Consider the following 22,387-nt stretch of genomic DNA (forward strand, 5'->3'; position numbering starts at 1 on the left):
CGGCCGCTGCAATGGACAGAAGAGACAAGCGCAATGAGTAAAGCCAAGCTCACCATCATCCCGCCGGGCAAGCCGCTGGCCGGTCGTGCCGTGCCGCCGGGCTCCAAGTCGATCACCAACCGTGCCTTGCTGCTGGCCGGTCTTGCCAAGGGCACGAGCCGGCTGACCGGCGCGCTGAAGAGCGACGACACGAAATATATGGCCGAGGCGCTGCGGGCCATGGGCGTACAGATCGACGAGCCCGACGAGACGACCTTTGTGGTGACCGGCAGCGGCAAGCTTCATCAGCCGAAAGCTCCGCTCTTCCTCGGCAATGCCGGCACGGCGACGCGCTTCCTGACGGCTGTGGTTGCTTCCGTCGAGGGCACGGTCGTGGTGGACGGCGATGAGCATATGCGCAAGCGGCCGATCGGCCCGCTCGTTGCAGCCCTGAAGTCGCTGGGACTGAACGCCGAGGCGCCAACCGGCTGCCCGCCGGTGACGGTGCGCGGCAACGGACATTTCGCGTCCGGCCGTGTCGAAATCGATGCCGGTCTGTCCAGCCAATATGTGTCGGCCCTTCTGATGGCAGCACCGCTCGCCAAGCAGGGCGCCAACGCGCCTGTGACGATTGCGCTTGCCGGTACCGATATCGGTGCCCGCGGTTATGTCGATCTCACACTCGCCGCCATGGAGGCCTTCGGCGCCAAGGTGGAGCAGCTCGACGCCGCGACCTGGCGCGTCGAGCCGACCGGTTATACCGCAGCCGATTTCGTCATCGAGCCGGATGCGTCGGCGGCGACATACCTCTGGGCCGCTGAAGTGCTGAGCGGCGGTAAGATCGATCTTGGCGTGGCGAACGATGCCTTCACCCAGCCGGACGCCAAGGCCTATGAAACGATCGCCAAGTTCCCGCACCTGCCGGCTGAAATCGACGGCTCGCAGATGCAGGATGCCATCCCGACGATCGCCGTTCTCGCCGCTTTCAACGAGACGCCGGTCCGCTTCGTCGGCATCGCCAACCTGCGGGTGAAGGAATGCGATCGCATCCGCGCTCTGTCCACGGGGCTCAACAACATTCGCGAAGGCCTGGCGGTCGAGGAAGGCGACGATCTGATCGTCCATTCCGATCCTGATCTCGCCGGCCAGACGCTGCCGGCCGATATCGATACCTTTGCCGATCACCGCATCGCCATGAGCTTTGCGCTTGCCGGCCTGAAGATCAACGGCATCACCATTCTCGACCCTGACTGCGTCGGCAAGACCTTCCCGGCTTACTGGCGCACGCTTGCAGAGCTGGGGGTTGCCTACAAGGACCAAGCCTGAGTCGGGCCTGGAACTGTTGCACAGAATTGTGCAGCGGTTTTGCGATCACGACACGCATAAAACAAACACCTAAAGCGCGGCGACTCGAAACATCGCGACACGCTTCAGGCTGAACCGCAATCGGGGAGGGGACATGATCCGGCGGTTTTTCGGCATTTGTTTCGCGTTGCTGCTGGTGCTATCGGCACGAGCAGCAACGGCTGAGGAATTCATCGCTTCCTTCGATTCCGCCATCCAGCTGGAAAAGAGCGGGGCGATGACAGTGGCGGAAACGATCACTGTCAATGCCGAAGGCGACCGCATCCGGCGGGGCATCTTCCGCGATTTTCCGCTGACCTTCAGGGATGCGGGCGGCCGACGCCGCAGCGTCGATTTCAGCGTCGTCTCGGTCAAGCGCGACGGCAGGGACGAGCCCTGGCATACGGAATCCGTCACTGGCGGCATCCGCATCTATGCGGGCTCCGAAGACGTGACGATCTCTCCCGGCCGTCATCAATATGTCTTCACCTACAAAACGAACCGTCAGATCCGTTACTTCGACGATCATGACGAGCTCTATTGGAACGTTACCGGCAACGGCTGGATATTTCCGATCCGCTCGGCGGTAGCGACGGTCACCTTTCCGCGGGGCGTTGTGCCCGAAGATCTCGCCGTCTTCACTGGCCCCGTCGGTGCCACCGGCAAGGATGCTCGAGCGAACGTAGACGACGGCCGACTGATCGTCGCGACCACCGCGCCGCTCGGCGCGGAGGAGGGGCTGACCTTTGCCGCGAAACTGCCGAAGGGTGCGATCGATCCGCCGAGCGCCGATCAGGAGAGCAGTTGGTGGTTCAGCGATAACCGTGACTATTTCATCGGCTTCGGCGGCCTCATCCTCGTCTTCCTCTATTACACGCGCTCCTGGCTGAAGGTTGGCCGTGATCCGGCGCAAGAGATCGTTGTGCCGCGCTGGGATCCGCCTGCTGGCATTTCGCCTGCGCTTGTCAATTACATCGACAATAGAGGCTTTTCCGGCCAGGGCTGGACGGCGCTTTCGGCAACCGCGCTCGATCTTGCCGTGCGCGGCTATGTTACGCTGGAAGATCTCAAGGACTCGATCGTCATCCGTCGCGCCGACAAGCCGCTCGGCAAGGAGAAGCTCCAGGCCGGCGAGGCCGAGCTCCTGAAGGCGGTCGGCAGAGCCGGTGATACGCTCACCATCGACAAGGCCAACGGCGAAAAGGTCAAATCGGTCGGCCAGAGCTTCCGCTCGTCGATCGAACGGGAACACCGCGGCAAATATTACAATTCCAATGCCGGTTATATCACCGGCGGCGTGATTTTAAGCGCTGCGGCGCTGGTGGCGCTCTTCGTCTTCGGCTCGCTGGAGCCGGATACGATCGCGCTGATGATCATCCCCATCGGCATTTCCGTCTTCCTGTCTGTCTTTGTGGCAGGTTTTGCGAAGGCGCTGCATCGTGGCCGTTCGCTCGTCGGCAAGATTTTCGCAGTCATCGCCATCGCCATCGCCGTTTTTGTGGGCTTGAGCATTCTCTCTGCCGTCGTGCTGGCGCTCGGCTCTTCGCTGATGGAATTCCACGAAACGCCCATGCTCTTTGCGGTTGGCGGCATCGTGCTCTTCAACATCCTCTATTTCTTCATCATGGGGGCACCGACGCCGCTCGGTGCCAAGATGACCGCCGGCGTTGATGGCCTGCGGCAATATCTGACGCTCGCCGAAAAGGACCGGATGAACATGGCCGGCGCGCCGCAAATGTCGCCGCAACATTTCGAGACCCTGTTGCCCTATGCCGTGGCGCTCGGTGTCGAAAAGCCATGGTCGCGCACGTTCGAAACTTGGCTGGCGGCTGCTGCAGCCGGAGCCGCCGCGGCTGCCTATAGCCCCGCTTGGTATTCCGGCAATTTCAACAGCGGCAGCTTTTCCGATCGTATCGGCGGCTTCTCGTCGTCGATGGCCTCGACCCTCGCGTCCACTATTCCTTCACCGCCGCCCTCCAGTTCGTCCTCGGGTTTCTCCGGCGGCGGCTCGTCCGGCGGAGGTGGCGGAGGCGGCGGAGGCGGGGGCTGGTGAGCTTTCGCGCTTGACCTTTCGGGCCTTCCCGCTTAACCGCCAGACACAAAAGGCCAGGCCCACAGGCCAGACCAGCAGGAAAGGGATCAGGCATGAAGGTTCTGTTGATCGGATCGGGCGGACGCGAACACGCACTCGCCTGGAAACTGGCGCAATCGCCGCTGATGACGGAATTCTATGCCGCGCCTGGCAATCCCGGCATCGCAGAACATGCGACACTGGCCGCGCTTGATGTCGACGACCACGATGCGGTCGTCGCCTTCTGCCGGCAAAAGGCGATCGATTTCATCGTCGTCGGACCGGAAGCCCCGTTGGTTGCCGGCATCGCCGATGCGCTGCGTGCCGCAGGCTATGCGGTCTTCGGCCCGTCTGCGGCGGCGGCCCAACTCGAGGGTTCCAAGGGTTTCACCAAGGATATCTGCGCACGCTACAACATCCCGACCGGCGCCTATCAGCGTTTCAACAACGCTCCGAAGGCCAAAGCCTATATCCGTGAGCAGGGCGCGCCGATCGTCGTGAAGGCCGATGGTCTTGCTGCCGGCAAGGGTGTCACGGTTGCCATGACACTGGACGAGGCACTGGCCGCGGTGGACGATTGTTTCGAAGGCGCGTTCGGCGAGGCCGGAGCCGAAGTCGTCGTCGAAGCCTATCTCGATGGCGAGGAAGCAAGCTTCTTCTGCCTCTGCGATGGAAAGACCGCCCTTCCTCTCGCAACCGCGCAGGACCACAAGCGTGTCGGCGAGGGCGATATCGGTCCCAATACCGGCGGCATGGGTGCCTATTCGCCCGCACCCGTCATGACGGCCGAGATGATCGAGCGTACGATGAAGGAGATCATCGAGCCGACCATTCACGGCATGGCCGAAAGTGGTCATCCCTTCAGCGGTGTCTTCTTCGCAGGCCTGATGATGACCGCCAAGGGGCCGGAACTCATCGAATACAATGTCCGCTTCGGTGATCCGGAATGCCAGGTGCTGATGATGCGGCTTAAGAGCGATCTCCTGCCGCTGCTGCTTGCCTGTGCCCATGGCACGCTGGACCAGGTCGAGGCTGAATGGACCGACGACCCTGCGCTGACCGTCGTCATGGCCTCGAAAGGCTATCCCGGCTCCTATGAGAAGAATACCCCGATCCTTGCGCTGCCGGCGGCCGGCGAGGGTGAGAAGGTGTTTCATGCCGGCACATCGCTGAAGGATGGTGCTCTGGTGGCAACCGGCGGCCGCGTCCTGAACGTGACGGCGACGGGCCGCACGGTCGGTGAGGCAAAGGACCGCGCCTATGCCCTGCTCGACGGCGTGAAATGGGAAAACGGCTTCTGCCGCCGCGATATCGGCTGGCGTGCGGTGGAACGCGAGAAAGCATAAGTACCGGGCAGACAACGGCCCGTTTCGCTAAATTTTTACCCTTTCTTCTGACGGGATGGAAACAAAGCTGCGCTAATCTGGCTCCTAATGTGAGACGGAGTGGTGTTGATGCGTCAGATTTTCCTCAGTGCAGTATTTCTGCTGGCGGCTGGTTCCGCCATGGCCGCCTCGATCGAAGTGGTCGGGCCGAGCAAGCCGAGGGAAACCGGCAGCATCATCACCGAGACCTGCGACCATTGCCCGCCGCTGCAGACGGAAGCTTCCAAAAAGGATTATTTGGTGCCGGAACTGCGTCCCGGCGCTTTCCAGCATGCCGAGGTCCGTGATGTCGATGGAGAAAAAAAGATCTATCGCACCGAAAACTGGATGGGTGGTTCCCCCGTCCTCTTCGTGAGCAAGGCAACACCCGAGCAGATGCTTGCGCTGGCTCCACCGGTGCCCAGCGAGGGTATCGACAATGAGGCGACGGCAGCCGTGGTCGGCGGTGAGGCGAAGCCGGTAGCGGCTGGCATGGGTGGAACCACATCTCTCGACGTGGCCGCGTTTGAGCTCCGTTTCTAATCGGATCTCTTTGCCACTCGGATCAAAGTTTCGATCGTCGCGAACGCACTCTGAAGAGAAGCAGGGTGCGTTTTGTCTATTCAAGATAAGTATATTCTAATTTACCTGATTGTATTCATGAGTGGGCCGCAACCTATACAAGTCTGCAAGAAGACACCCATCAATTTTACTAGTCCGCCCGAGTAGAAGTCCTGCCTTTGTTAAAAGATAATTTAATCATTCACATTAATTTTACTTACGAGGGCCGGAGGACGCATGATTGCGCTAGCTGAGCGCGCGATTTCTCGCGCGCAGGTCGGGAGTTGACCGATCCGGGATACTGCATTTCACCTTTTCTGTGAGGCCAATCATGAAGAAACTCAAGATTGCTCATCAGCTTTTTGCGCTGGTCGGTGTTTTGATGGCTGCATTTGCAGTCGCAACCTATTTTGAAATCCGTACATCCGAGCAGGCGATCTATGATGAGCGTTTCGACATGCTGCGCACGCAGGTCGAATCAGGCATCTCCGTCCTCAACACCTTCTACGAACGCGAGAAGGCCGGCCAGATGACGCATGAGGCTGCCCAGGCCGAAGCCTTCGACATCCTGAAGCGCGTGACCTTCCAGCCATCAGGATATCTCTTCGGCATGGACTACAACGTCGTCCAGCTCTTCCATCCGAATCCGACCAATATCGGTAAGGACATGAGCGGTCAGGTCGACAAGGCGGGCACGAAATTCAGCCAGGCGCTGGTCGACCACGGCAAGGCCGGCGGCGGCCGCACCTTCTACTACTGGGGCAAGCCCGGCCAGCCGGAAGACCAGGTCTTCCTCAAGGGCGCCTATTCCAAGGCCTTCGAACCCTGGAAGATCGTCGTCGGTACCGGCGTCTATCTCGATGACCTCCAGCAGAAGGTCAATGCGACGATCTGGAAGGCGCTAACCGCCTCGCTGATCGTCTTTGTCGGCGGCATCGCCGTTGCGGCCTATTTCATCCGTGGCATCTCCAGCCCTCTGAAGGACGTGCACAACGCTCTGCAGGCGGTTGCCGAGGAAGATGTTTCCCTGAAGATCCCGCATACCGGCATGAACAACGAAGTCGGCATGATGGCGAAGGCGACGCAGTCGCTGCAGGAAAAGATCAGGGAACGTCACGCGATGTCCGATCGCGAGGCTGCCCAGCAGCTGGCTCTCGAAAGCGAGCGCGAAAGCAACCTGCGCCATCAGCAGGATGAAGCCTCGCTGCAGGCCCGTGTCGTCAGCACCATCGGTCAGGCGCTGGAGCAGATCGCCCACGGCGACCTGACGGTGCGTTGCGCCGACATCGGCCAGAAATATGCGGCCCTGCGCGACAACTTCAACGATGCGCTCTCGCATCTCGAGGCCGCGATGGCCCAGGTCAGCGCCAAGGGCGGTGATATCGGTGTCGCCAAGGAAGAGATCCGTCGCGCCTCCAACGAGCTTTCGCAGCGCACCGAGCGTCAGGCCGCAAGCCTGGAAGAAACCTCGGCTGCTCTCGATGAGCTGACCGTTGCCGTCCGCCAGACGGCCGATGGTGCCCATGAAGCCAGCAAGCGGGTTCACTCGGTCTCGACCGAAGCCACCCATAGCGATGCGATCGTCACCCAGGCGATCGAAGCCATGAGCGGCATCGAAAAGTCCTCGTCGGAGATCACCAAGATCATCGGCGTCATCGACGAGATCGCCTTCCAGACGAACCTGCTGGCGCTCAACGCCGGTGTCGAGGCAGCCCGTGCCGGCGAAAGCGGCAAGGGTTTTGCCGTCGTCGCCCAGGAAGTGCGTGAACTGGCCCAGCGCTCGGCTGCTGCCGCCAAGGAGATCAAGGATCAGATCGCCCGCTCCTCCAGCCAGGTCGACCATGGTGTCCGCCTCGTCGGCGAGGCAGGCGAAGCGCTGAAGCGCATCTCCGACCAGATCAAGGCTGCCAACGAGATCGTCGCCAAGATCGCCCACAGCGCCTCCGAACAGGATACGACGCTGCGTTCGATCTCGTCCTCGATGAACCAGCTCGACGCCGCCACCCAGCAGAACGCCGCCATGGCCGAAGAGACCACGGCATCGGCCGAAACGCTGGCTGCCGACACCGATGAACTGCTCGGTCTCATCCGTGGCTTCCGCGTCGGCAATGCTGCCGCAGCTCCTGCCATGCATCAGGGTCGCCGCGCCGCATAAGCCGGGGTGACTAAAAGCAATTTCATCACCAAAATATTAGCGGCCGCCGGATGAAGATCCGGCGGTTTTGCTTTCGGTGCCCCCCAGATTTGTAGGGAAATTTTGTCCAAAATCTAATAAAATTAAAGCTTTATTATAGGATGAATGCCAATCGTAACTAACCGGTCGCAGCATGTTCCTTTAGCAGCGGTAGATGCGTTGCCTTTATCTGGCGCGCTCGCACAGGCGGTAGAAAACCGCACCGGAATGCAGCCACTCATTCCCGTTGCGAGGCATCATGAAAAATTTGAAAATATCGAAGCAGCTTATCTTGCTGGTCATCGGCCTGATGGTAGCGTTTGCGATCGCAACCACCCTTCAGGTCCGCTCCTCGGTCAATGCGATCTACAAGGAACGCTATGACATGCTGCGTTCGGAGGTCCAGTCTGCGGTCTCCGTTCTCAAGCTCTATCAGGCAAAGGTGACTTCAGGCGAAATGAAGCTGGAAGACGCCCAGAAGCAGGCCTACACCACGCTCAACGCCATGAAATACGACCCTGATGGTTATTTCTTCGGCTATAGCTACGACATCCAGATGATGTTCCACTATGACGCCTCGAAAATCGGCCAGACCAACAAGGGGCAACCGGACAGCAAGGGCAAGCTCTATCGCGAAGAGCTGGTCAAGGTCGGGCAGCAGGGCGGTGGTCTCGTCGAATATTATTCCACAGCCAAACCGGGCCAGCCCGTTGGCGATTATCGCAAGACGGCCTATGCACTGGCCTTCGATCCTTGGAAGGTCGTCGTCGTCACCGGCGTCTACATGGACGATCTCGATGCTCAGGTGAACGACAAGATTCTGTCCGCGCTGTCTGGCAGCATCGTCCTGTTCTTCTTTGCCATTGTCGCCGCCTATCTGGTCATCCGCGGTATTTCGAACCCTCTGAAGGACGTGCACAACGCTCTGCAGGCGGTTGCCGAGGAAGATGTTTCCCTGAAGATCCCGCATACCGGCATGAACAACGAAGTCGGCATGATGGCGAAGGCGACGCAGTCGCTGCAGGAAAAGATCAGGGAACGTCACGCGATGTCCGATCGCGAGGCTGCCCAGCAGCTGGCTCTCGAAAGCGAGCGCGAAAGCAACCTGCGCCATCAGCAGGATGAAGCCTCGCTGCAGGCCCGTGTCGTCAGCACCATCGGTCAGGCGCTGGAGCAGATCGCCCACGGCGACCTGACGGTGCGTTGCGCCGACATCGGCCAGAAATATGCGGCCCTGCGCGACAACTTCAACGATGCGCTCTCGCATCTCGAGGCCGCGATGGCCCAGGTCAGCGCCAAGGGCGGTGATATCGGTGTCGCCAAGGAAGAGATCCGTCGCGCCTCCAACGAGCTTTCGCAGCGCACCGAGCGTCAGGCCGCAAGCCTGGAAGAAACCTCGGCTGCTCTCGATGAGCTGACCGTTGCCGTCCGCCAGACGGCCGATGGTGCCCATGAAGCCAGCAAGCGGGTTCACTCGGTCTCGACCGAAGCCACCCATAGCGATGCGATCGTCACCCAGGCGATCGAAGCCATGAGCGGCATCGAAAAGTCCTCGTCGGAGATCACCAAGATCATCGGCGTCATCGACGAGATCGCCTTCCAGACGAACCTGCTGGCGCTCAACGCCGGTGTCGAGGCAGCCCGTGCCGGCGAAAGCGGCAAGGGTTTTGCCGTCGTCGCCCAGGAAGTGCGTGAACTGGCCCAGCGCTCGGCTGCTGCCGCCAAGGAGATCAAGGATCAGATCGCCCGCTCCTCCAGCCAGGTCGACCATGGTGTCCGCCTCGTCGGCGAGGCAGGCGAAGCGCTGAAGCGCATCTCCGACCAGATCAAGGCTGCCAACGAGATCGTCGCCAAGATCGCCCACAGCGCCTCCGAACAGGATACGACGCTGCGTTCGATCTCGTCCTCGATGAACCAGCTCGACGCCGCCACCCAGCAGAACGCCGCCATGGCCGAAGAGACCACGGCATCGGCCGAAACGCTGGCTGCCGACACCGATGAACTGCTCGGTCTCATCCGTGGCTTCCGCGTCGGCAATGCTGCCGCAGCTCCTGCCATGCATCAGGGTCGCCGCGCCGCATAAGCCGGGGTGACTAAAAGCAATTTCATCACGAAGGAAATTAGCGGCCGCCGGTACTCCCGGCGGCCGTGCTGTTGGGGCCGATGCGTTGGATGAGCCGATCGATCTCGTGGTCGGAAAAGACTTCGATGCCTGCCTGTTTCAGCGCTGCCGCGGTAACGCCGTTGCCGGCCCGCCGGTTGCCCGAGAAGGAGCCGTCATAGATGAAGCCGGAACCGCAGGACGGACTGCCGTCTATCAGCAGCGCATAACGGCAGCCGTTATCGGTCGCAAGCCGCACGGCATTTTCCGCCGCCCGTAGGAATTCATCGGTCACGTCGCCACCGGTCAACTCCACGACGCGGGCAGTTCCTGCCAGCACATCCTCGCCATCAGCCGCATCGCCGATTTCGGCGGGTGGCCGTGGCACCGGCATGCCGGCCGACATTTCCGGACAGATCGTCACGATCAGGCCTTCCTGCATCCAGCGCTCGATTGCCGGATGGACGAGCTGCTTCGCGCGTCCGTCATATCGGACGGCGTGGCCCATGAGACAGGCACTGACGAGGATCTTGGACACCATGGGATGAGGTTTAATGGAGATTCATGCGGACGTCATCGCCTGACATCAGGTGCAACCTCGGCAATGCAATTCCGGAACCAGCGCTGCGCCGGATGTGCATCGTTGCGCCGATGCCAGGACATGACGAAGGGGATGGGCTCCAGCATGAGCGGCGGCGGCTCCAACAGGGCAAGTTCGTCCGCATGGCCGGAGGCCTCCACGACGCCGGCCATCAAGGTGGCGATCATGTCGGAACGGGCAATCAAGAGCGGCGCGGCATACATATTGGGAAGCGTGAGCGCGAGCCGCCGCTGAAGCCCTGTCTTTGCCAGCGCCGCGTCGACATGGCCGAAACGCTCGTTTTCCGGCGAGACGAGCAGGTGCGGGAGAGCCAGAAAGGCGTCGAGATCGAGCGTGCGTCGTGTAGCTGGATGATCCTTCCTGACGATGCAGACGAAACGCTCCTCAAACAGAGGCTGGGTCAGAATACGTCCCGTTTTCGTTGCCGGCACCCCAACCGTCACATCGACCTCTCCGGCATCCAAGAGATCGATGGCGTCGTCGCGGGCGCTGAAATTCCGGACCTGCAATGTCGCATCCGGAGCCGCCTTGACAAGATGCGCAACGAGTTGCGGCAGCAGCGCGAAAGTCGGATGGTCGGAGAGGCCGATCGTGAAGGCGGCAGGTCGCAGGATCGAATGCCTGGGTGAAATCGAGTGTGCGCTGGATATCGGCAAGAGCACGCGACAATGGCTCGGCGAGATCAAGCGCTCTTGGTGTCGGCTGCAGGCCCTGCGGTCCCCGCACCAAAAGCTCATCCTTGAGAAGGCTGCGCAACCGCGCCAGAGCAGCGCTCACGGCAGGTTGCGTGCGGCCGATGCGAATGCCGGCCTTCGTCACGCTCCGTTCCTTCATGAGCGCGTCGAAGGCAACGAGCAGGTTGAGATCGATACCATGCAAATCCATTGCGTGGATGAATGCATATACTTCATATCAATTTCAAGCATGTTGCCGATGCCGCTAGGCTTGCCGGGTCACAACGTAAACCAGGCAGAAGCACATCATGCCATTCGCAAACTACAAGTTTCCCCAGGGTATTCTGACCGCAGAGCAGAAGGAGGACATCATCCTCAGAACGACGGCCATGTTCGTCGACTTTTTCGGGGAGGGCGTTCGCCCCTATACCATGGTCCTCGTCGATGAGGTCATCGACGGCGGTTATGGCCGCGCAGGCGAAACGCTTACCATCGCCAAGATGCAAAAGGGACGATGAGGCAGAAAAGCAAAATGGGGCCATTCGGCCCCATTTTCACTTGTCGGCCGTTTAGCCGGTGATCTTCGAAAAGTCCGCGACTGTCCCCGTCGCCGCGCGGATCATCCGCAGCAACGCGAGGCGGTTGGCGCGGATCGCGGCATCCTCGTCATTGACCAGCACATCGGTGAAGAAGCGGTCAACGGGAGCCCGCAGCTTCGACAGCGCTTCCATCGCCGAGCGAAAGTCTTCATGCGCAACCGCGCCGGCAGCTTCCGACGAAGCCTTGGTGATGGCGGCAAACAGTTCTTTCTCGGCATCAAGCTTCAGCAATGCCTCGGAAACGCCGTCGGCGACAACCGTGCCCTTCTTTTCCTCGGCGGCCAGAAGTTGCGTGGCGCGCTTGGTGCCGGCAAGCAGGTTGATGCCGTCTTCCGAGGTGATGAAGGCCGTCAGCGCCTCGACGCGGCGGGCGACCATCAAGAGGTCGTCGGATTCAGGTGTCAGCACGGCATCGATGAGGTCGTGTCGAGCACCCTGTTCGCGCAGATAGACCTTCAGGCGGTCGTGGAAGAAGGAGAGCAGATCGAACTGCCGCGTTAGGTCGTCGGTATCGACGCTGGCGCCAATATCCGTATCGATGCGCTGCATATGCGAGGTGATGCGCGGCAAGAGCGTCACGCGGGCGCGCTTTTCGAGCAGGATGCGGATGATGCCGAGTGCCGCACGGCGAAGCGCAAATGGATCCTTCGAGCCGGTCGGCTTCTCGTCTATTGCCCAGAAACCGATGAGCGTATCGAGCTTGTCGGCAAGCGCCACCGTGATCGCCACCTTGTCGTCGGGCACACGGTCAGACGGACCCTGCGGCTTGTAATGGTCTTCGATCGCGGTCGAAACGGAGGCGTCTTCGCCCTGCAGTGCCGCATATTTTCGGCCCATGACGCCCTGCAGTTCCGGGAATTCGCCAACGGCTTCGGTACGCAGGTCCGCCTTGCAGAGAACCGCGGCGCGGTCCACCACCTTGTAATCGGCGCCGACGGGCATGGCGATTTTGGCGGCCATCGCCCGGATGCGTTCGACGCGATCGCCCTGCGTGCCGAGCTTGGCATGGAAGGTCACGTTGAGAGCATCGAGCTTGGCCATGCGCTGGTCGAGCGGCTTGGCGAGGTCGAGGCCGAATTTCTTTGCGGAAGCTTCCAGCGTCTCGAGGTCCGGCAGGTTGCCCTGATCGCGCTTCCAGAAATGCAGCGCGTCCGACAGGCGCGCACGTACGACCTTGCCGTTGCCGTGAACGATTTCCTTGCCGCCATCCTTCGCCTGGATGTTAGACACGAGAATGAACTTGTTCGAAAGCGTCTCTTCACCCTGTTTGCGGGTGACGAAGCATTTCTGGTTGGTCTTGATGGTCAGGCGGATGATCTCGGAGGGGATCGAAAGGTAGTCCTCCTCAAAGGAACCCATCAGCACCTGCGGCCATTCGACGAGACCGGAGACTTCTTCCAGCAGGCCCTCGTCCTCGACCAGTTCCAGCCCGCTCGCAAAGGCGATGTCGCGGGCATCATGCAGGATGATGTCCTTGCGCCGCTCAGCATCGAGAATGACCTTCGCCTTTTCGAGGCTCGCGACGTAATCGTCGAAGCGCTTGACGGTGATGGCCTCGGGCGCGTGGAAGCGATGGCCGTAGGTCACGTTGGAGGCAACGAGGCCGTCGATCTCGAAGGGGATGACGACCGTTTCTTCATGCTCGGTCCCGAAGGTGCAAACGATCGACTGCAGCGGACGAACCCAGCGCAGCGAGCCAGGCTGCGAGGAGGCCTTGCCCCAGCGCATCGACTTCGGCCAGGGGAAATCCTTGATAATGCCGGGCATCACTTCGGCGATGATCTCCTCGGCGCCACGGCCGGGCTTGGAGATGACGGCGACGTAGAAATCGCCCTTCTTCGGATCGCTGACGACCTGTGCCTCGGAAACTGAAGAAAGGCCGGCGCCGCGCAGGAAGCCCTCGATCGCCTTTTCGTTGGCGTCGGTGCGCGGCCCCTTGCGCTCCTCGCGGATATCGGCGGAGCGGGCCGTCAGCCCGTGAATGTCGAGCGTCAGGCGACGCGGCGTCCAGTATTCGCGCGCACCCTCATAGGTCAGTCCTGCTTCCACCAGGGCATCGGTAAGGAGCTTCTTGAGGTCACCGGCGGCCTTGCGCTGCATGCGGGCGGGGATCTCTTCGGAGCGAAGTTCGAGAAGCAGGTTCGGCATGGTACTCTTTTCCTGGCGCCTGCAGGGCAGGGGCAATCAAAAATGGTCGCCTCTGCTACCAAAGAATGCCGCATCTGCACAACCGCAAAAACAGGAGGCGAAAGGCTCAATTGCGCCTCAGATATATGGCTTAAACCCACAGGAGCGTTCCCTTCCGCTGTGGAAAGCGGCGGTAGGCATTGCCTTGCTGCTTTTCGCCGCTATGGTCCGCCAACCCTAATAAACTGCAGGAAATCTCATGGCCGCTGACCTTCGTTCGCTCGCAGCAAGTATCTCCGCCGAAATCAACGCCCGGCCCGATCAGGCCAAGGCGGCGATCGAGCTGCTGGACGAGGGTGCAACGGTGCCGTTCATCGCCCGCTACCGCAAGGAAGTGACGGGTGGGCTGGATGATACGCAGCTGCGTACGCTGGCCGAGCGGCTTGTCTATCTGCGCGAGCTTGAAGCCCGCCGCGATACGATCGTCGAATCCGTCACCAGCCAGGGCAAGATGAGTGACGAACTGATGGCGAAGCTCTCGAGGGCCGCCACCAAGGCCGAGCTGGAAGACCTCTACCTGCCCTACAAGCCGAAGCGCCGCACCCGCGCCGAGATTGCCCGCGAGCGCGGCCTTGGCCCGCTTGCCGAAGCGATCCTCGCCGATCGTGGCAAGGATCCGGCCGCGCTGGCGGAGGCCTATATCACGGCCGATGTGCCTGACGTGAAGACGGCCCTCGAAGGGGCCCGCGATATCGTCGCCGAAGGTTTTGCCGAAAATGCCGATCTGCTCGGCAGGCTGCGCGCCCATATGCGCAATGCCGCCCTTCTGAAGGCCAAGGTCGTAGACGGCAAGCAGGCGACCGGCGAAAAGTTCTCCGATTATTTCGATCATTCCGAACGCTGGGCAACCGCCCCCGGCCACCGCGCGCTTGCCATGCTGCGCGGCTGGAACGAGGAAGTGCTGACGCTGACGATCGAGGCCGATGCCGAGGTCGCCTCGCCGAACAAGCCGGTCGAGCGCATGATCGCGACCGCCTACGAAATCGGTGCAACCCGCCCCGGCGATCGCTGGCTGATGGATGCCGTAAGCTGGACCTGGCGCGTGAAGCTCTCCATGTCGCTCTCGCTCGACCTGATGCGCGAACTGCGCGAAAGGGCGGAAGAAGAGGCGATCCATGTCTTTGCCCGCAACCTCAAGGATCTGCTTTTGGCAGCCCCCGCCGGCTCGCGGGCCACGATGGGCCTCGATCCGGGCATCCGCACCGGCGTCAAGGTTGCGATCACCGATGGTACCGGCAAGCTGCTCGATACGACGACCGTCTATCCTTTCCCGCCAAAGAATGACGTGCGCGGCACGCAGGCAGAGCTTGCCTCCCTCATCCGCAAGCACAATGTCGAACTGATCGCGATCGGCAACGGCACGGGCAGCCGCGAGACGGAAAAGCTCGTGGCCGATATGCTGGCCGCACTTCCTGCGCCAAAGCCCACCAAGGTCATCGTCTCTGAAGCCGGTGCCTCCGTCTATTCAGCTTCCGAAACCGCGGCCGCCGAATTCCCGCAGCTCGACGTTTCGCTCCGCGGCGCCGTCTCCATCGCGCGGCGCCTGCAGGACCCGCTCGCCGAACTCGTCAAGATCGAGCCGAAGTCGATCGGCGTCGGCCAGTATCAGCACGATGTCGATCAGACGAAGCTCTCCCGCTCGCTCGACGCGGTCGTGGAAGATGCCGTGAATGCCGTCGGCGTCGATCTCAATACGGCGTCCGCGCCGCTTCTGTCGCGCGTGTCCGGCCTTGGTCGTTCGATTGCCGATGCGATCGTGCTGCACCGAGACCAGAATGGCGCTTTCGAAAGCCGCAAGGACCTGTTGAAGGTTGCCCGCCTTGGCCAGCGCACCTTCGAACAGGCCGCGGGCTTCCTGCGCATCCCTGACGGTAAGGAGCCGCTCGATGCGTCTTCCGTGCATCCGGAAGCCTATGGCGTGGCAAAGAAGATCGTCGCCGCCTGCGGCCGTGATCTGCGCTCACTGATGGGCGACAGCGCCACCCTGAAGGCGCTCGACCCGCGCAAGTTCATCGACGAGAAGTTCGGCCTGCCGACAGTCAAGGATATCATCGCCGAGTTGGATAAGCCCGGACGCGACCCGCGCCCTAGCTTCAAGACTGCGACTTTTGCGGAAGGCGTCGATGAAATCAGTGACCTGAAGCCAGGTATGGTGCTGGAAGGCACCGTCACCAATGTCGCGGCCTTCGGCGCCTTCGTCGATATCGGCGTGCATCAGGATGGTCTGGTCCACGTCTCCCAGCTTGCCGACCGTTTCATCAAGGATCCTCACGAAATTGTGAAGGCCGGCGACGTCGTCAAGGTGCGCGTTGTCGAGGTGGATGTGAAGCGTAAGCGCATCGGCCTTTCTATGCGCAAGGATGACGGCGTTCCGGCCGGCTCTCCGCGTGGTGAGTCGCGTGGCAATACCGGCCAGCGCCCGCAGCAGGATCGTAAGCCCACGCCGGCAAAGCCGCAGAGCCAGGGCGCCTTCGGTGCGGCGCTGGCCGAAGCCATGAAGCGAAAATAAGGGCTTAGGCCCCGAAATGGCAAAAATGTCACACTTTGGCAATTGAATCTGCGGAGTGCTAAATCCGGCGCTTGTAAGGCAGAAGAGAGCTATTAAGTTGATGTGACCATCCTGTCACATTTGCGAGGCGTCCATGGCGTCGGCATTCTTATCGATTGTCCAAAAAATTGTCCGAAAGGGTTCTTTGGCCCTTACTCTTGCCAATGGCGAGACCCACACGATTGGTGACGGCACCGGGGAACTGGTTGCCGTTCGTCTTGCCGATCAGGAAGCCGAGGATGCGATCCGTCGCGATCCGACGCTGAAGCTCGGCGAAATGTATATGGAAGGCCGGTTCATTCTCGAACAGGGCAACATCTACGACTTCCTCGCTTTGGTGAAGCAGAACACCACCAACGAAATCTTCGATTTCAAGATGGCAGCCCTGCTGATCGGCCGCATTGCCATGCAGCAACTCAAGAGCCGCATGCCGATCAACCACAACAAGCGTAATGTCGCCCACCATTACGACCTCTCCGAAAAGCTCTTCGAACTCTTCCTCGACGAGGACTGGCAATATTCCTGCGCCTATTTTGATCCGCCCGGTATCAGTCTGGAAGAAGCGCAGGTCGCCAAGAAGCGCCACATCGCGGCAAAGCTCATGCCGCAGCCGAACCAGCGCGTGCTGGAGATCGGCTCCGGCTGGGGCGGCATGGCCATGTATCTGGCGGAATCGACGCCCGGCCTCGATGTCACTGGCATTACGCTCAGCGAAGAGCAGCTGAAGATTTCCCGCGAACGGGCAGAGAAACGCGGTCTTGCCGATCGCGTCCGCTTCGAGCTGCAGGATTATCGTTACATGAACGGCAGGAAGTTCGACCGCATTGTCTCGGTCGGCATGTTCGAACATGTCGGCATCGGCAATTACGGCAACTTTTTCAAGAAGGTGCACGAGCTCCTGGATGACAACGGCATCATGCTGCTGCATTCGATCGCGCGTCCGAAGCCGAGCTTCGCCACCAACGCCTTCATCGAGAAGTACATCTTCCCGCAGGGCTACATTCCCTCGATCGCCGAAACACTGGTGCCGCTCGAAAAGGCGGGACTGCTGACGCGCGACGTCGAAGTGCTCCCGCTGCATTACGCCTATACGCTGCGCCACTGGCGCGAGCGCTTCGTTGCCCGCAAGGCCGAAGCCGTGGCGCTTTACGACGAGAAGTTCTTCCGTATGTGGGAATTCTATCTGGCCGGCTCCGAAATGGGCTTCCGCTGGGATGAACTCTTCATCGAGCAGATCCAGATCACCAAGAACCAGTTCGCGACGCCCGATAACCGGAATTATATTCCGGAGAACGAGGCGAAGCTTAGGGAATTCGAGTCGACGCGTCCGCCATTGGAAAAGTTTACCTTCTGATATTGAAAGCGCGGCCTGGCCCGCGCTTTTTTCTTTTTTTGGAGAGACGGATATGAGCGCATTTCCCGAAATCACTCTTGTACGCCACGGCGAGACGGCATGGTCGCTATCCGGCCAGCACACTGGCCGCAGCGATATTCCGCTCACCGCCAATGGCGAGGCTGCGGCCCGCGCGCTCGCTCCGCGGCTCGCAGGTCTTTCCGTCTCCGCTGTCTGGTCCAGCCCCTCGCAGCGGGCGCGCAACACATGCGCACTCGCAGGTTTCGGCGAGGGCGCCGTCATCAAGCCCGATCTCGCCGAATGGGATTACGGTGCCTACGAAGGCATCACCACCAAGGAAATCCTGTCGAAACGTCCCGGCTGGCGGCTCTTCCGCGACGGCTGTCCGGATGGTGAAGCCGCCGCCGATATCGGCGCTCGTGCCGATCGCATCATTGCCGAATTGCGGCAGGCCAATGCCCCGGTCCTGATCTTTTCGAGCTCGCATTTCCTGCGTGTGCTCGGCGCCCGCTGGCTCGGCCTGCCCCCGGAAGACGGCTCCCGTTTCATTCTGGATACGACGAGCATCAGCGTTCTCGGCTATGAGCACGATTTGACCGAACCGGTCATCCGCCGCTGGAACCAGAAGTAATTTCCCATCCCTTCGATCTTTCCGCCTTGGTTAAGATAGAGGTAACACCCTCGCTATAAATGTACCGATCGCCGCCGTCCGCGGCCGTTCTTGTATTGCGTTTCCTGGAGTGCGGATGTGTTTAATCGATCTGTCGTATCGATCTCTTTAGCTATTGCTCTTTCCTCTTTCGGCACCGCCTCCGCCCAGGAAGGCGGCCATTGGTGGTCCGGCGACTGGTATCTGAAAGTCGGCGTATCAGGCTTTTCCGCGCCGAAATTCGAAGGCGCCTCAAGCAACGAATTCAAGTTCAGCCCGCTGATTTCGGTCGGTCGTCAGGGCGCCGGTCCGCGCTTTTCCTCGCGCAACGACAATCCATCCTTCGCGCTCGTCGATAACAGCGGCTTCCGCGCCGGTATCGTCGGTCGCTATGTGCCTGAGCGTGACCAAGACGACGACAGCGATCTGCACGGCCTGAAGAAGGTCAAATGGGGTGCGGAAATCGGTGGTTTTGCCGAGGTTTATCCGACCGACTGGCTGCGCGCCCGCGCCGAAGTCCGCCAGGGTATCCGCTCCCATGACGGTCTCGTGGCCGACGTGGCGCTTGACGCCTTCACCGATATCGCGCCCGATCTGCAGCTCTCCGGCGGCCCGCGTGCCACCTTTGCGACGAGCGGCTACTTCCATTCCTATTACGGCGTCAACGAAGCGCAGTCAGCCGCAAGCGGGCTGAAGCCTTATGATCCCTCGGGCGGCATCCAGTCCTATGGTGCCGGCACCGCACTCACTTGGAACGCGACTGAGAACCTGTCGACGAGCGCCTTCGCGGAATATAAGCGCCTTGCCGGTCCGGCCGCTGACAGCAGCCTTGTGCGCGAGAAAGGTTCGAAGAACCAGTTCCTGATCGGCTTGTCTGCGAGCTACAAGTTCAATTTCACGCTGAACTGATCCAGCCGCCCGAACGGGTCCAAATCACACCCAGCCGCCGTCGACGATGAACTGCTGACTTGTGCACATGGCGCTGTCGTCGGCTGCGAGAAACAGCGCCATGCGGGCGATGTCGGAAGGCTGCAGTCTGTCCGGCAGGCACTGACGCTCGGCGATCTGCCGCTCGCCTGCCTCATTCAGCCAGAGGCTCATCTGCCGTTCGGTCATCACCCAGCCGGGCACCATGCAATTGACACGGATTCGCTCGGGGCCGAATTCGCGGGCGAGCGCCCGCGTCATGCCCCAGATTGCCGCTTTCGCCGTCACATAGGCAGGGCAGTCCGGATCGCCGACCATCCAGGTGATCGAGCCGAAATTGATGATCGAGCCGCCGCCGAGCGCCTTCATGAAGGGTCGGGCGGCTTGTGCGGCGAAGAACTGATGACGCAGGTTGATCGCCATGCGGTCATCCCAATAGGCGACGGTTACGTCCTCCGTCTGGTGCCGGTCGTCATTGCCGGCATTGTTGCAGAGAACCTGAAGCGGGCCGTTCTGCGCAACCGCTTCACCGATCGCGTGCTTCAGCGCCTCGATATCGCGCAGATCGCAGGGAATGAAGAGCGGTGCGGCATGACCATCGGCATCTATCGCAGCGACAAGCTCGCGGCCGCTCTCCTCGGCGATATCGACGAAGGCGACCCGGCTGCCCTGGGCACAAAAGTGCCGCACCAGGCTTTCGCCGATGCCGCTTGCACCCCCGGTGATGAACACGCTTCTGGCTTGGAGGCTCGGATAGCTGGCGTAGGTCACAAGATTGTCGCTGGCATCTCGGCTCATCGGGAACTCCGGAAAAGAATGTCGTAAAGGCTGGTGGGCCGCGCACGAACGTGCCGCCCGACTGTATCAAACGGAAGACGCCGCAGGCACCCCGGAAGCGCTGCGGCGTCTTTTTTCAACGGTGTTCAGAACCCGGACCTGCGGCGGACTTCAGGCCCGGTTCAGAAGCTCACGTTGAAATTGATCTTGACCGCATGGTCCTGGGTATCGCCCGCAATCTGACCGGCGTAGGATGCGCCGATCGTTGCGTTTTTCGCCAGGTTGAAATCCAGGCCGGCTTCCATGGTCAGTGCATTCTCGGCAATCGGGGCGCCGACGGAATCGAAGCTTGCGCCGGTATTGAAGGCGAGTTTGGAGCTCGGCGTGACATCGCCATAGGCGTGCCGCCAGCCAAGCATGCCGCGCACGGTCGCCTTGGTATCCTGCAGATCGATATCGGTGGAGGCGCGAATGCCGAACGTGGTGAAAGCGGTGTCCATGCTGGACGATCCGGTTGACAGCGCTGCGATCGTGCCGCCTTCTTCCGAGAAGGCATCGCTCTTCAGGCGAGCATAGGCGAGGTTGGCGAAGGGCTCGAAAGCGGTATCTTCAAAATCCATCCGGTAGGCCAGTTCCGCGAAGGCCTGGGTGGTGCGGGCGTCGTAGTCGGCCGACAGGGTCTCGTTGAAGGCTGGGAAGACGACATGGCGCTTAGTGCTGATATCGTGCGAGGTATAGAAGACGCCGGTGCGGAAGCCCAGCGCACCCCATTGCGTGCCGCCATAGATACCGAGATGGACGTTATCGCTCGAGCCGGATGAGGTGCGGGCATCGACATCAAAACTGGTATTGCTGTAGCCGGCCATTGCGCCGAAGCGCCATGTCCCGACCGCCGCATCGACGCCGAAGACGATGCCACCGGTCGAGTGATCGAAATCGGCCGCGTAGCCCGCTCCCTCGGTCGTGCTCTTGGCGCCGATCGCCTGGCTCCAGATGGCGAGGCCTTCGGTGTCGCTGATAGCGCCTGTCAAACCGTTCTCGTCATAGGAGGTGACCTCCGACATGGGCGTGCCCACTGCGCTGAACGCCGAGCGGAGGCGCTGGCCGACCGCATCGTCGAGATAGAGGCTGTCCTGGATGAAGGCGCCCTTGACGCTGGAATGGATCTCGCCGGAGAGCGCATTGCCGTAGGGCCGCAGATAACGATAGAAGCCGATGGACTCGTCGATCAGCGGATCGGGCTGTTCGCGGTTGATGACATAAAGCGACCAGCCATCCTTGGTCCAGCCGAAGGAGAGGCCCTCGACTTCCTGGTCGCCGGGAGTGTCGAGTTGGCCGATCTCTTCCACTTCGCCTGTCGTCAGATTGGCGCGATAGAGCGATTTTGTATCGCTTTCGGTGGAGAAATACATCCAGCCATCAAGGATCTTGCCGCCCTGTGCCTGGTCGATCGTCCTCGAAAGGGGAATGTACTGCTTGAAGGAGCCGTCGGAGAGATTGTAGACCGCGATCTCCGTGGAGTTGTCATAGGCCATGCCATAGAGGAGGCCCTTCTTGGCATCCACGGCCACCCAGCTCGCGACGTCATGCTTGCCATGCGGAGGGGTCAGGGCGAAATACTTGCCCGTATAGGTCATGTCGCTCGCGTTATAGATCGCAAAGACCGGCGTGTTGTATTTCTCGCCAGTGATCGGATCGCGGGTGCTGGTATCCAGCGAGATGTAGAGGTATCCGTCGGCGTAATCGATGTCGCCGATATGATTGAGGCCTCTGGGCGCACCGGCAAACGGGTTTGCCAGGGCCGGATCGATCGCGCTGTTGTCGCGCGTTATCGTGTTGAAGTTGCCGTCCGCCTTGTCCAGCGCGTTCGTGCCGGAAAAGTACCAGTTCTTGCCGTCCGTCGTCACGCCCTGGCCGCGATAGGTGATGGGATCGTCGGTGAATGTAAACTTCTCGACCATGATCCAGGGCTCGACGGCATAAGCAGGCATGGCCGTCGCGCAGAGGAGAGCGGTCAGGACGAGCGGTCTTGCCGCTTGCGCCATGGGCGCCCTGGTTGAGGGACCTCTGGTCATGAATGGCATTTCAAGTTTCCTTTTCGTAGGGCAAAGGCTGCTTGATCGCAGCCGAGAGGGGCCGCCGACCTGATGGCAGGCGGCGGCGGTGAAGGCGGCGTGATGAAAGCGCAGTGATCCGCTGACAGGCCGCGAAGGCCGGTCGGTCGTGATGCTTTCATGGAGAGTGGGGTGCGTGCTGGTTCAGCGCGCGTAGTCGAACCGATCGAAAATGCGATTATACATTTGCGATATTCGAGTTATAAATCGCGTCATTTTCAAATGTTGAAAATATAGACACAGAAATATAGAATAAAATCGGGATCTAAGCTCGAAATTTTGTCAGTAAATCCATCATAAATCTTCCATTTCTGGGACTCTGATTCTACTTAAACACGTTTATCCAAGTTTATTCATGTATTGC

General features: G+C 60.7%; 16 protein-coding genes and 1 pseudogene. 11 read left to right on the forward strand and 6 right to left on the reverse strand.

Annotation, left to right across the window (positions count from 1 at the left end; genetic code table 11):
* Positions 1 to 33 precede the first annotated feature (33 nt).
* From aroA to AB8B33_RS02345, 6 genes are all read left to right on the forward strand, one after another.
* Positions 34 to 1,305, forward strand: a complete 1,272-nt coding sequence (gene aroA, locus AB8B33_RS02320) for a 3-phosphoshikimate 1-carboxyvinyltransferase (RefSeq protein ID WP_439014211.1) — start codon at positions 34 to 36, stop codon at positions 1,303 to 1,305.
* A gap of 133 nt (positions 1,306 to 1,438) precedes the next feature.
* Entirely contained in the window at positions 1,439 to 3,376 is a 1,938-nt protein-coding gene (locus AB8B33_RS02325; protein ID WP_439014213.1) for a DUF2207 domain-containing protein, read from the forward strand.
* Between the two features lie 92 nt (positions 3,377 to 3,468).
* Positions 3,469 to 4,740 (forward strand): phosphoribosylamine--glycine ligase, encoded by a 1,272-nt coding sequence (gene purD, locus AB8B33_RS02330; RefSeq protein WP_439014214.1) that lies wholly within the window; start codon positions 3,469 to 3,471, stop codon positions 4,738 to 4,740.
* A 108-nt stretch (positions 4,741 to 4,848) separates the two neighbouring features.
* The gene (locus AB8B33_RS02335; RefSeq protein ID WP_439014215.1) at positions 4,849 to 5,301 is read left to right on the forward strand and encodes a plant virulence effector HPE1-like domain-containing protein; all 453 of its coding nucleotides are present in this window, start codon (positions 4,849 to 4,851) and stop codon (positions 5,299 to 5,301) included.
* Positions 5,302 to 5,650: 349 nt separating this feature from the next.
* Positions 5,651 to 7,474, forward strand: a complete 1,824-nt coding sequence (locus tag AB8B33_RS02340) for a methyl-accepting chemotaxis protein (protein ID WP_439014216.1) — start codon at positions 5,651 to 5,653, stop codon at positions 7,472 to 7,474.
* A gap of 277 nt (positions 7,475 to 7,751) precedes the next feature.
* Complete coding sequence (locus tag AB8B33_RS02345) at positions 7,752 to 9,575, forward strand: methyl-accepting chemotaxis protein (protein WP_439014217.1); 1,824 nt, start codon at positions 7,752 to 7,754, stop codon at positions 9,573 to 9,575.
* Between the two features lie 37 nt (positions 9,576 to 9,612).
* Here AB8B33_RS02345 and AB8B33_RS02350 read toward each other — a convergent pair whose 3' ends face one another.
* The 3 genes and pseudogenes from AB8B33_RS02350 to AB8B33_RS02360 form a co-directional block, all read right to left on the reverse strand.
* On the reverse strand, positions 9,613 to 10,134 hold the full coding sequence (locus tag AB8B33_RS02350; RefSeq protein ID WP_113322447.1) for a DUF523 domain-containing protein: 522 nt from the start codon (positions 10,132 to 10,134) through the stop codon (positions 9,613 to 9,615).
* 32 nt (positions 10,135 to 10,166) lie between these two features.
* Positions 10,167 to 10,856: a LysR substrate-binding domain-containing protein gene (locus AB8B33_RS02355; protein WP_439014218.1), complete on the reverse strand. Its 690-nt coding sequence runs from the start codon at positions 10,854 to 10,856 to the stop codon at positions 10,167 to 10,169.
* 85 nt (positions 10,857 to 10,941) lie between these two features.
* Positions 10,942 to 11,079, reverse strand: a pseudogene (locus tag AB8B33_RS02360) (LysR family transcriptional regulator); the annotation flags it as partial.
* Positions 11,080 to 11,176: 97 nt separating this feature from the next.
* On the opposite strand from AB8B33_RS02360, the gene AB8B33_RS02365 reads away from it, so the two are divergent.
* Positions 11,177 to 11,386 (forward strand): tautomerase family protein, encoded by a 210-nt coding sequence (locus AB8B33_RS02365; protein WP_439014219.1) that lies wholly within the window; start codon positions 11,177 to 11,179, stop codon positions 11,384 to 11,386.
* A gap of 51 nt (positions 11,387 to 11,437) precedes the next feature.
* On the opposite strand, the gene glyS is transcribed toward AB8B33_RS02365, so the two are convergent.
* Complete coding sequence (gene glyS, locus AB8B33_RS02370) at positions 11,438 to 13,615, reverse strand: glycine--tRNA ligase subunit beta (RefSeq protein ID WP_439014220.1); 2,178 nt, start codon at positions 13,613 to 13,615, stop codon at positions 11,438 to 11,440.
* 238 nt (positions 13,616 to 13,853) lie between these two features.
* On the opposite strand from glyS, the gene AB8B33_RS02375 reads away from it, so the two are divergent.
* The 4 genes from AB8B33_RS02375 (at position 13,854) to AB8B33_RS02390 (ending at position 19,114) form a co-directional block, all read left to right on the forward strand.
* Positions 13,854 to 16,163, forward strand: a complete 2,310-nt coding sequence (locus AB8B33_RS02375) for a Tex family protein (protein ID WP_439014221.1) — start codon at positions 13,854 to 13,856, stop codon at positions 16,161 to 16,163.
* Between the two features lie 133 nt (positions 16,164 to 16,296).
* A complete protein-coding gene (locus AB8B33_RS02380) occupies positions 16,297 to 17,556 on the forward strand; it encodes a class I SAM-dependent methyltransferase (RefSeq protein WP_439014223.1) in 1,260 nt (419 codons plus the stop codon).
* 52 nt (positions 17,557 to 17,608) lie between these two features.
* Positions 17,609 to 18,187: a histidine phosphatase family protein gene (locus AB8B33_RS02385; RefSeq protein WP_439014224.1), complete on the forward strand. Its 579-nt coding sequence runs from the start codon at positions 17,609 to 17,611 to the stop codon at positions 18,185 to 18,187.
* A 117-nt stretch (positions 18,188 to 18,304) separates the two neighbouring features.
* Positions 18,305 to 19,114, forward strand: a complete 810-nt coding sequence (locus AB8B33_RS02390) for a MipA/OmpV family protein (protein ID WP_310378487.1) — start codon at positions 18,305 to 18,307, stop codon at positions 19,112 to 19,114.
* 24 nt (positions 19,115 to 19,138) lie between these two features.
* Here the strand turns inward: AB8B33_RS02390 and AB8B33_RS02395 are convergent, their stop codons facing one another.
* Both AB8B33_RS02395 and AB8B33_RS02400 read right to left on the reverse strand, forming a co-directional pair.
* On the reverse strand, positions 19,139 to 19,930 hold the full coding sequence (locus tag AB8B33_RS02395) for an SDR family NAD(P)-dependent oxidoreductase (RefSeq protein WP_439014225.1): 792 nt from the start codon (positions 19,928 to 19,930) through the stop codon (positions 19,139 to 19,141).
* Positions 19,931 to 20,091: 161 nt separating this feature from the next.
* Positions 20,092 to 21,993: an autotransporter outer membrane beta-barrel domain-containing protein gene (locus AB8B33_RS02400; RefSeq protein ID WP_439014226.1), complete on the reverse strand. Its 1,902-nt coding sequence runs from the start codon at positions 21,991 to 21,993 to the stop codon at positions 20,092 to 20,094.
* Positions 21,994 to 22,387: the final 394 nt, after the last annotated feature.

The organism is Rhizobium sp. 768_B6_N1_8, from assembly GCF_051811225.1.
Classification (GTDB): Bacteria; Pseudomonadota; Alphaproteobacteria; order Rhizobiales; family Rhizobiaceae; genus Rhizobium.